General features: G+C 41.3%; 9 protein-coding genes and 9 tRNA genes. 16 read left to right on the forward strand and 2 right to left on the reverse strand.

Going from position 1 to position 9,373, the window contains the following annotated elements; all coding sequences use genetic code 11:
• Positions 1 to 9 precede the first annotated feature (9 nt).
• On the reverse strand, positions 10 to 738 hold the full coding sequence (locus FS608_RS27205; protein WP_144555667.1) for a rhomboid family intramembrane serine protease: 729 nt from the start codon (positions 736 to 738) through the stop codon (positions 10 to 12).
• A 100-nt stretch (positions 739 to 838) separates the two neighbouring features.
• Between FS608_RS27205 and acpS the strand changes: the two genes are divergently transcribed.
• The 6 genes from acpS (at position 839) to FS608_RS27235 (ending at position 7,251) form a co-directional block, all read left to right on the forward strand.
• Positions 839 to 1,189 (forward strand): holo-ACP synthase, encoded by a 351-nt coding sequence (gene acpS / locus FS608_RS27210; protein ID WP_144555668.1) that lies wholly within the window; start codon positions 839 to 841, stop codon positions 1,187 to 1,189.
• 264 nt (positions 1,190 to 1,453) lie between these two features.
• Positions 1,454 to 2,467: a LolA family protein gene (locus FS608_RS27215; protein ID WP_144555669.1), complete on the forward strand. Its 1,014-nt coding sequence runs from the start codon at positions 1,454 to 1,456 to the stop codon at positions 2,465 to 2,467.
• 276 nt (positions 2,468 to 2,743) lie between these two features.
• Positions 2,744 to 3,907 (forward strand): alanine racemase, encoded by a 1,164-nt coding sequence (gene alr, locus FS608_RS27220; protein WP_144555670.1) that lies wholly within the window; start codon positions 2,744 to 2,746, stop codon positions 3,905 to 3,907.
• 271 nt (positions 3,908 to 4,178) lie between these two features.
• Positions 4,179 to 4,460, forward strand: a complete 282-nt coding sequence (locus tag FS608_RS27225; protein ID WP_007083557.1) for a CopG family ribbon-helix-helix protein — start codon at positions 4,179 to 4,181, stop codon at positions 4,458 to 4,460.
• Between the two features lie 4 nt (positions 4,461 to 4,464).
• A complete protein-coding gene (ndoA, locus tag FS608_RS27230) occupies positions 4,465 to 4,815 on the forward strand; it encodes a type II toxin-antitoxin system endoribonuclease NdoA (RefSeq protein ID WP_007083556.1) in 351 nt (116 codons plus the stop codon).
• 261 nt (positions 4,816 to 5,076) lie between these two features.
• The gene (locus FS608_RS27235; RefSeq protein WP_144555671.1) at positions 5,077 to 7,251 is read left to right on the forward strand and encodes a Tex family protein; all 2,175 of its coding nucleotides are present in this window, start codon (positions 5,077 to 5,079) and stop codon (positions 7,249 to 7,251) included.
• A gap of 297 nt (positions 7,252 to 7,548) precedes the next feature.
• Here FS608_RS27235 and cmpA read toward each other — a convergent pair whose 3' ends face one another.
• Positions 7,549 to 7,662, reverse strand: coding sequence for a cortex morphogenetic protein CmpA (gene cmpA, locus FS608_RS27240; protein ID WP_144555672.1), 114 nt, complete (start codon positions 7,660 to 7,662; stop codon positions 7,549 to 7,551).
• An 87-nt stretch (positions 7,663 to 7,749) separates the two neighbouring features.
• Here cmpA and FS608_RS27245 point away from each other — a divergent pair, with 87 nt between their 5' ends.
• The 10 genes from FS608_RS27245 to FS608_RS27290 all read left to right on the forward strand — a co-directional run bounded on the left by FS608_RS27245 (position 7,750) and on the right by FS608_RS27290 (position 9,285).
• Positions 7,750 to 8,223 carry a SprT family protein gene (locus tag FS608_RS27245; RefSeq protein ID WP_144555673.1) on the forward strand — a complete coding sequence of 158 codons (474 nt, stop codon included), beginning with the start codon at positions 7,750 to 7,752 and terminating at the stop codon, positions 8,221 to 8,223.
• 108 nt (positions 8,224 to 8,331) lie between these two features.
• Positions 8,332 to 8,406, forward strand: a tRNA-Asn gene (locus tag FS608_RS27250).
• Between the two features lie 3 nt (positions 8,407 to 8,409).
• Positions 8,410 to 8,500, forward strand: a tRNA-Ser gene (locus FS608_RS27255).
• Between the two features lie 11 nt (positions 8,501 to 8,511).
• Positions 8,512 to 8,583: transfer RNA gene (locus FS608_RS27260), tRNA-Glu, on the forward strand.
• 60 nt (positions 8,584 to 8,643) lie between these two features.
• Positions 8,644 to 8,718: transfer RNA gene (locus tag FS608_RS27265), tRNA-Gln, on the forward strand.
• A gap of 24 nt (positions 8,719 to 8,742) precedes the next feature.
• Positions 8,743 to 8,827 (forward strand) — tRNA-Leu (locus FS608_RS27270).
• A 61-nt stretch (positions 8,828 to 8,888) separates the two neighbouring features.
• Positions 8,889 to 8,974: transfer RNA gene (locus FS608_RS27275), tRNA-Leu, on the forward strand.
• 63 nt (positions 8,975 to 9,037) lie between these two features.
• Positions 9,038 to 9,114 (forward strand) — tRNA-Arg (locus FS608_RS27280).
• A 6-nt stretch (positions 9,115 to 9,120) separates the two neighbouring features.
• A tRNA-Pro gene (locus FS608_RS27285) sits at positions 9,121 to 9,197 on the forward strand.
• 14 nt (positions 9,198 to 9,211) lie between these two features.
• Positions 9,212 to 9,285, forward strand: a tRNA-Gly gene (locus tag FS608_RS27290).
• Positions 9,286 to 9,373: the final 88 nt, after the last annotated feature.

Raw genomic sequence — 9,373 nt, forward strand, 5'->3', positions numbered from 1 at the left:
AAATCCCTGCTATTTTTGCGCTAGTAAACCGATTATGGCAATGATAATAATGGCGGCCCAGATGAGCACTTTCCAAGGAGATTGATAAGAAATACTTTTTTTTCTGTTGCTGGCCCAGTTCGCGGTTCCCTGAATCGAATCTGAAAGCTCCTTTTTATTAAAATAGGGAATAGCTCCTAGTAAGAAGCCGCCAAGTAAGCCGAATAGATGGGCGGTAATATTAATGTTCGGCTGCAGGAAGGTCATAATCAAACTAACGACACAAAGGGTAAGGATAATTTGTGAATTCTGTTTGGAAAGCATATGTTTCCGGAACATAATAATCGCAAGATAATAGCCGAACAGTCCAAAAATTGCTCCACTTGAGCCAACATGTGTGTAAGTGAGCGGTTCAAGCAGTAATGTGGCAACATTTGCAATGATTCCTGAGAGAAGATAAATAAATAAAAATCGCCCGCTGCCAAGCATGCGCTCAAGTGCTGGTCCAAACAGTACAAGTGAAAAGCTATTAAAAAGCGTGTGAGAGAAGCCGCTATGGATAAAGGTCGGGGTAATCAGCCGCCAATATTCCCCTTCCATTATGTAAAGATTTACTCCAGAAAGATTTTCAAAGAACCAATTGTTTGGAAAGATTGGTAAACTAGTTAACAGATATAATCCTAAATGAATGGTAACAATAATAGAAACAATTGGATAAAGGCGGATAAAATCTCGAAAGCTCTCCGTTCTCGTAAACATCACTTACACCTCCTGAGTCTCATCTTATTTATTGACGATTTTCCATTCTTGTACACTATTACTTATGCTAATCATATAACAAATAGAAGGAAGATGAAGAATGATTAAAGGGATTGGAATCGATATAATTGAACTTTCTAGGATTCAGAATATCCTTATGCGCCAAAAGAGGTTTGTCGACCGCGTGTTAACCCCTAAAGAACGGCGGAAATTTGAAGAGTTATCGGCTGTAAGGAAAGTAGAATTTTTAGCAGGGCGATTTGCAGCAAAAGAAGCCTTTTCAAAAGCAAATGGAACGGGTATTGGTGAGGAATTATCATTTCAAGATATTGAAATTGACAATGACAGCTCAGGAAAACCATTTATTGCAAAGCCTGAAGCCCGGGTCCATTTATCCATTTCGCATAGTAGGGATTATGCCGTAGCGCAAGTAACGATTGAAGAAGATTAGGGACATAAATTTTTAAAAAAACGGCACGCCCGCGGAAAGCGAAGTGCCTGGAACGGAGATCAACAGGCTAGTTTAACGAAGCCTAAAAAATAAAATAGCTTGGCAACTTCCTTATCATAAACCCAAAGGTTGTCTCATATATTCATAGGGAAACAGGAGAGACAAGGTCAGCCATGGTCATTTTGGATAGCAAACTCCATTGCCTGACCCCTGCCTTTCTCTTCTCCATAATCATATGAAATGAGACAAGAAGGGGTTGAAGGAATGAGGAAAAAGTTGTTGCTGCTAATTACAGGGCTAATGGTCATTTTTGTACTAGCTGCCTGTGGCTCTAAATCACAAGGTGATGTGGTCAAAGAGCTAACCGGGAAACTAGATGACTTAAGTGGCTATAAGGTGAATGCAAAAATGACGTTGAAAATGGGCTCTGATTCACAAATTTATAATGTGGAAATTTGGCACAAGGACCCTACTTTTTATCGTGTGAATTTGAAAAACGCCCAAAAGGACCAAAGTCAGATGATTTTAAGGAATAACCAAGGGGTATTTGTTCTGACACCTGCACTAAATAAGAGCTTCCGTTTCCAAAGCGATTGGCCGCAAAACAGCAGCCAGGCCTACTTGTATGAATCATTGATTAAGGACATTGTTGCTGATAAAAGTGCAAAGTTCTCTACCACAAAACAATATTATGTATTTGAAACGAAAACTCGTTATCAAAACAATACAATGCTGCCATTCCAAGAGATTAAACTAAATAAAAGTGATTTATCCCCTGCGGTAGTGAAAGTAATGGATCCGGATCGAAATGCCCTTGTTACGGTAGAGTTTTCTAAAGTGAAATTTAATGCCAGCTTCGACAAGGACGATTTCGATATGAAGAAAAACATGACACGTGCGCAGCTTAATTTACCGGCCATGGCGGACGGCGGGGATGATGCCTTTACAGTTATGTATCCAACCATGGAATTAAAAGGAACCAAATTAATTGAAGAAAAAGAAGTGACACTTGAAGATGGTAAAAGGGTTGTTCTCACCTACGATGGTAAAAAATCTTTTACCCTTGTTCAAGAAAAAGTTACAGCAAAAACAGCATCCGCCAACCCAACCTATGTTGAAGGAGATATTGTTGACTTAGGTATGACGATTGGAGCTGTTTCAGACCACTCAATCTCATGGTCACATAATGGTGTAGATTACATGATTGCTTCGAAGAACTTAACCAAAGAAGAATTAATTGAGGTGGCAGCATCTGTCCAGGGTGAAGCCGTAAAATAAATCATTTAGCTGACAGGCTCATCTTGGGCCTGTTTTTTTGATGTCTAGCTCCAGCGCCCTAGCGGCTAGTGTCCTTCGCTCTCCGCCCTACGATAAGTCAACATCGAATCGCTGTCGCTCTTCGTGTTTCCTTTATCTCGGTTGGAGCGCTCCAGGCCATATGCCGCTGACCAGGGCGCTTGCGCTTTTCTTATTTGTTTATAGAACGGAACAGTAGTATGATAATTTTGTGATAATAAGGAAAATATTTAATTAAAGCTATTAGGAAGTGGAAACATGGAAAAGCAAGGTTTTTTCTATCGTGATACATGGGCCGAAGTCGATTTAGATTGTATAGCTGCCAATATTGCCTCCATTAAGAAGCAATTACCCCAAGAGGTGAGGGTAATTGCAGTTGTGAAAGCCAATGCATACGGGCATGGGGATGTTCAAGTTGCAAAATCAGCACTAGAGGCAGGGGCAGCCTATCTTGCTGTTGCATTTATGGATGAGGCGATCGCGCTAAGGAATAAAGGGATTACAGCGCCTATCCTCGTTTTAGGAGCTTCTCGTCCTGAAGATATCCAAGTGGCAGCAAAATTTGCTATTACCCTTACTGTTTTTCAAAAGGAATGGCTAGAACAGGCATTGAAATATGTAAAAGCAGATGATCGAATTTCCTTTCATATCAAAGTCGACACGGGTATGGGAAGAATTGGCGTGCGGAGTGTACCGGAATTAATTGCCGTCGAACAAATGTTTGCTGAACATAACCAATTTCATCTTGAAGGTATTTTTACTCATTTTGCGACGGCGGATGAACTAGATGAAACCTATATGTACCAGCAACTAACTTTATTCGAAAGTATGATTACTGCGCTCAAACAAAAACCAGAATATGTTCACTCTAGCAATAGTGCAGCAGCTTTGCGTTTTCCAAAGACATATTTTAATGCAGTCCGGATTGGGATTGCGATGTATGGATTAACTCCTTCATTGGAGATGGAAGATAAAATCCCCTTCAAGCTAAAGGAGGCTTTTTCGCTTCGAACGCGACTTGTCCATGTCAAGAAAATGCCAAAGGGTGAAAAATTGAGCTACGGGGCAACCTATGAAACTGACGATGAAGAGTGGATTGGGACCATTCCGATTGGGTATGCGGACGGTTGGATCCGCAAGTTACAAGGGCAAGAAGTGCTTGTAGAAGGGACCAGGGCGCCGATTGTTGGTAGAATATGCATGGATCAATGTATGGTTCGCCTGCCATATCATGTTCCAATTGGGACACCAGTCACATTAATGGGCGTTCAGGAGAACCAGTTCATTTCAATCAATGAAATTGCCAAAAAACTAGAAACCATTAACTATGAAGTACCTTGTATCATTGCCAGTCGGGTTCCGCGTCTTTATAAACAAGGAGGAAAAGTTGTCGATTTAAAAAATTATCTTCTCGAAAATTAAAGGCCTAAATGAAGTTTTTTCCTCATATTTATGATATTGCGGTGATTTGTGCATAAAAGGGTCTTTTATTGGCTTATAATACAGTAGTATTATAATTAGTCTATGCAATAGGTTCGATTAATGTTATTATTAAATATGGTACAGATAATAAATGAAACTCACTGTGTGAAACAGGCCGAAAGGCGATTCATCATGTGTAGTGGCGTTTATGCATCAGAAGGAATTCTGGTTAGATAAAAATGGTGTGTAGTGATGGTGGAGGTGTATGTTTGTGTCTGAATCCGGCGCAACTACGGAAATCTTAGTGAAGTTACCGCAACATCTTTTAACTGAATTAGATGGTTTTGTGAAACAAGAGAATGTAAACCGCAGCGAGTTTATCTACCAGGCAACAAAAATGTATTTACGCGAACGTAAAAAGAGACAAATTCGCGAGTCGATGAGACGTGGATACATGGAAATGGCAAAGATAAATCTAGGGATTGCATCAGAAGCATTTTTAGCAGAATATGAGGCAGAACACACAGTTGAACGTCTTGTAAGCGGAGGATAATCCTTTGATAGTCAAACGTGGTGACGTTTATTTCGCGGACCTATCCCCAGTTGTTGGTTCTGAACAAGGCGGCGTCCGACCTGTACTTGTCATCCAAAACGACATCGGGAATCGGTTTAGTCCCACAGTGATTGTTGCAGCGATTACAGCTCAAATTCAAAAAGCCAAGCTTCCTACTCATGTAGAAATTGATGCGAAGCGCTACGGATTTGAACGAGATTCGGTCATTCTGTTAGAGCAAATTCGTACAATTGATAAGCAGCGGTTAACCGATAAAATCACCCATCTCGATGACGAAATGATGGAGAAAGTGGATGAAGCCTTGCAGGTAAGCCTGGGTCTCATCGAATTTTAATTTAAAGCACGCTCTTTCTAGAAAGAGCGTTTTTTCATACATATCCTGACCTCATTCTCTAATTTGCTAAGGCAAGCCACTGCGCTTGCCTATTTTTTTTATAAAGGCTGTGTTAGTGATCCCGCGGAAAGCGAAGTACCTGGGGTGAAAATCAACAGCCAAATCTAACACAGCCTTGATATAATTGTGTGGAATGGCCGTTTAATGAAACGGTCAGTTTATTCTGCTACAATAGAATAAAAGGAATGGAGGGCAAGTTTTGTGAATGATACAATCGTAAAAGATGATCAGTTGTTAAAGAAAATTGCTGCTGAATTAGCAATATCTTTTAAACAAGTAAAAAGTGTTATTTCATTATTAGATGAAGGCAATACAGTTCCTTTTATTGCTCGATATCGTAAAGAAATGACAGGAGCACTTGATGAAGTCCAAATCAGAAATATTTTAGAACGCTGGCAGTATGTCCAAAACCTCGAGCAAAGAAAAGAAGAGGTCATCCGCATTATTGCTGAGCAAGGGAAATTAACTGACGAATTGAGCGCTTCAATCACTAAGGCTGAGAAGCTTCAAGAGGTTGAAGATTTATACAGACCCTATAAACAAAAAAGACGGACTAAAGCAACTGTTGCTAAGGAAAAAGGGCTTGAACCATTAGCTGAATGGCTGCTAACATTCTCGAAAGAATCGATTGAGGAAAAGGCAAAACAATTTGTATCAGAGGAAAAAGCAGTTCTCTCGGCTGAGGATGCCATTTCAGGTGCGAAAGATATTATTGCTGAACGGGTCTCGGATGATGCTGAAAGCCGAAAATGGATTCGGAAGGAAACGTTTAAATCCGGTGCAGTTGTATCGGTAGTGAAAGATGCGGAAAAAGACGAGAAAAACGTCTATGAAATGTACTATGAATATGAGGAACCAGTAAATAAAATTGTCCCACATCGTATTCTCGCGTTAAACCGGGGGGAAAAAGAAGACATTTTGCGAGTATCCTTAAAGATGAATGCCGATTTAATCCTGTCCTATTTGTCGAGAAAATGGATTCGTGCCCAGCACTCACCGGCAGCGCCTGTTGTGCTAGAGGCACTGGAGGATAGTTATAAACGATTGATTCAACCTTCGATCGAGCGCGAAATCCGCAGTGAATTAACGGAAAAGGGTGAAGAGCAAGCCATACATATATTCTCTGAAAATCTTCGGAACTTACTTTTACAGCCGCCGTTAAAAGGTAAAGTGGTTATCGGGGTTGACCCTGCTTACCGGACAGGCTGTAAACTAGCAGTAGTGGATGAAACAGGCAAGGTACTGAAAATTGATGTGATTTATCCGCATCCACCTGTTTCAAAAACGAAAGAGGCCCGTGAAAAGTTTATTAACATCCTTCGTGACTATAAAGTAGAGATGGCTGCGATCGGAAATGGGACGGCTTCAAGGGAAACAGAACAGTTTGTTGCGGATATCTTAAAGGAAATGGATGAGGAAATTTTCTACTTGATCGTCAATGAAGCCGGTGCGAGTGTATACTCAGCATCTGAACTTGCCAGAGAAGAGTTTCCGAATCTCCAGGTAGAAGAAAGAAGTGCGGCATCCATTGCCCGTCGTTTGCAGGACCCATTAGCAGAATTGGTGAAAATTGATCCAAAATCTGTTGGGGTCGGTCAATACCAGCATGATGTTTCTCAAAAACGATTATCAGAATCGTTACACTTTGTTGTCGAAACGGCAGTTAACCAGGTGGGTGTGAATGTAAATACCGCCTCCCCATCACTTTTACAATATGTAGCTGGACTGAACAAGACAGCTGCAAATAATATTGTTAAAAAGCGTGAAGAGGAAGGGAAATTTACGAGCAGGGTTCAATTAAAGAAGGTTCCACGTCTAGGGGCGAAAACCTATGAGCAGGCAATTGGGTTCTTACGAGTGTTGGATGGCAAACAGCCGCTTGATCGCACAGGGATTCATCCGGAAAATTACGATGAAGTGAAGAAATTATTAGCAAGTCTCGGATTTACAACCGATGACCTTGGTTCGGAAGAGTTGAAAACAGCCCTGAATGGTCTCGATTTAACATCCGTTTCTGAAGAACTTGCCATTGGGGAGCTTACGCTTAAGGACATTATAGATGCGTTGGTAAGACCAGAGCGAGACCCACGTGATGAATTACCTCGCCCTTTATTGAAAAAAGATGTTTTAAAGCTTGAGGATCTTAGTGCTGGACTGGAACTGCAAGGTACAGTCCGAAATGTAGTCGACTTCGGTGCGTTTGTCGATATCGGCGTGAAGCAGGACGGTCTTGTTCATATTTCCAAACTCAGCAACCGATTTGTAAAGCATCCTTTAGACATTGTATCGGTAGGGGATGTTGTCACCGTATGGGTAGATTCGGTTGATATGAAAAAAGGCCGGGTAGCGTTAACGATGCTTGCACCGTCGAAATAGTAGAGAGTATCAGTTTCATTAAACAGGATTACCATGATTAATAGAGAGGACCATTTCGCTTAGCGATATGGTCTTTATTTTTTGTTATTAAAAAGGTCTTTAAATGGAGTTTGGCGGAATCAAACAGGAATACGGCGGAAAAAGTTGCGGAGTTGGCTGAATCCGTCCTCGGTTTGGCGGAATAAATCCGAAAGTTCGCGGAATCCAGGACCGAATTGGCGGAATCAACAAGAAAAGTGCAAAATCCGATGTGGATTTGCACTTTAATAATTTCTACCAGACACAGAAAAATGTATCTTAGGAGCAGTGTTTCTTTCTGTAAAAGAACCAGCACTGGTTCAACATCTTGATCTGATAGCGATCTTTCTCATAAAAAGCTCTTTTCATTTGGTTTTGCAACCAAGTTGGCATAATAAAACCTCCCGAAAAGTACTAAAGGTATATTCAATATATGCTATAATAGGTTGTCATGTTCGCATAGAAAGAGAGGGACCCAAAATGGAACAACAACAACTTCAATTATTAGTTGAAAAGATATCTGTTGAGTCATTTGGGAAGCCGTTTTTGCATCAAGCATCCTTCAATCCAAGACTAAGATCAACTGGCGGCAGATACCTTCTTGGCACACATAATATTGAGATCAATAGAAAATATTACGACCAGCTTGGCGAACAAGAATTAATAGGGATCATTAAACATGAACTATGCCATTATCACCTTCACCTGGAAGGGAAGGGGTATCAGCATAAGGACCAAGATTTTAAGTATCTATTAAAAAAAGTTGGCGCACCACGATTTTGTGCACAACTGCCAGATATAAAAGTAAAACGAACCTCGAAAAGGATCCTTCTGTATCAGTGTACGAAGTGTCAGCAATCATACAGAAGAAAAAGAAGCATAGATACTAGTAGATATGTGTGTGGAAAATGCAGAGGGAAATTGACGAAAGTAAAAGAAATAACATTAGGATAAGGGAAGAAATTGAAAAAAACTTTCTTCAAAAACTATGTTGACTTTCTATTGTATCGTCATTATAATGTAAAGAGTCGATAAGGTAATCGCCTTATTGAAAGAGATTATTCCGCAGTAGCTCAGTGGTAGAGCTATCGGCTGTTAACCGATCGGTCGTAGGTTCGAGTCCTACCTGCGGAGCCATATGGGGAAGTACTCAAGAGGCTGAAGAGGCGCCCCTGCTAAGGGTGTAGGTCGGGTGACCGGCGCGAGGGTTCAAATCCCTCCTTCTCCGCCATAAAATTTTCAGGCCCCTTGGTCAAGCGGTTAAGACACCTCCCTTTCACGGAGGTAACACGGGTTCGAGTCCCGTAGGGGTCATTTGGGATGGGAAGTGACTTTGATTCATTTCCTGTTTCTTATTCTCAATTTAAATATTATTGGGCTATAGCCAAGCGGTAAGGCATCGCACTTTGACTGCGACATGCGTTGGTTCAAATCCAGCTAGCCCAGCCATTTTTGAATTCAATAAATAACTATGCGGGTGTGGCGGAATTGGCAGACGCACCAGACTTAGGATCTGGCGCCGCAAGGCGTGGGGGTTCGACTCCCTTCACCCGCACCAAACATTTCACTTGAATTTAATTAATTAGTGTGATAAGATTAGTTTTGTCGCTAATTATCATGCGGTCGTGGCGGAATGGCAGACGCGCTAGGTTGAGGGCCTAGTGGGGGCAACCCCGTGGAGGTTCAAGTCCTCTCGGCCGCACCAAATTAATTGTTGACAGACAATACCGAGTGTGTTATACTTTAAAAGTTGACTTTTTAAACTAATGCGCCCGTAGCTCAATTGGATAGAGCGTCTGACTACGGATCAGAAGGTTGTGGATTCGACTTCTTCCGGGCGCGCCATATAGACGGGAAGTAGCTCAGCTTGGTAGAGCACTTGGTTTGGGACCAAGGGGTCGCAGGTTCGAATCCTGTCTTCCCGACCATTTTAAATTAATATGCGGGTGTAGTTTACTGGTAAAACCTCAGCCTTCCAAGCTGATGTAGTGGGTTCGATTCCCATCACCCGCTCCAAATCTTCTAATAATTGTTCTTTGAAAACTAAACAAACAAAATCGTGCAAACAAACAATAAATTTTAGTTTCTTTTAAGAAACTAAGCC

This window comes from Bacillus sp. X1(2014), from assembly GCF_007678255.1.

Coding starts and splice junctions, on each gene's coding strand:
- FS608_RS27205 (WP_144555667.1), bottom strand. CDS start 738: ATGTTTACGAGAACGGAGAGCTTTCGAGATTTTATCCGCCTTTATCCA.
- acpS (WP_144555668.1), top strand. CDS start 839: ATGATTAAAGGGATTGGAATCGATATAATTGAACTTTCTAGGATTCAG.
- FS608_RS27215 (WP_144555669.1), top strand. CDS start 1,454: ATGAGGAAAAAGTTGTTGCTGCTAATTACAGGGCTAATGGTCATTTTT.
- alr (WP_144555670.1), top strand. CDS start 2,744: ATGGAAAAGCAAGGTTTTTTCTATCGTGATACATGGGCCGAAGTCGAT.
- cmpA (WP_144555672.1), bottom strand. CDS start 7,662: ATGCCAACTTGGTTGCAAAACCAAATGAAAAGAGCTTTTTATGAGAAA.
- FS608_RS27245 (WP_144555673.1), top strand. CDS start 7,750: ATGGAACAACAACAACTTCAATTATTAGTTGAAAAGATATCTGTTGAG.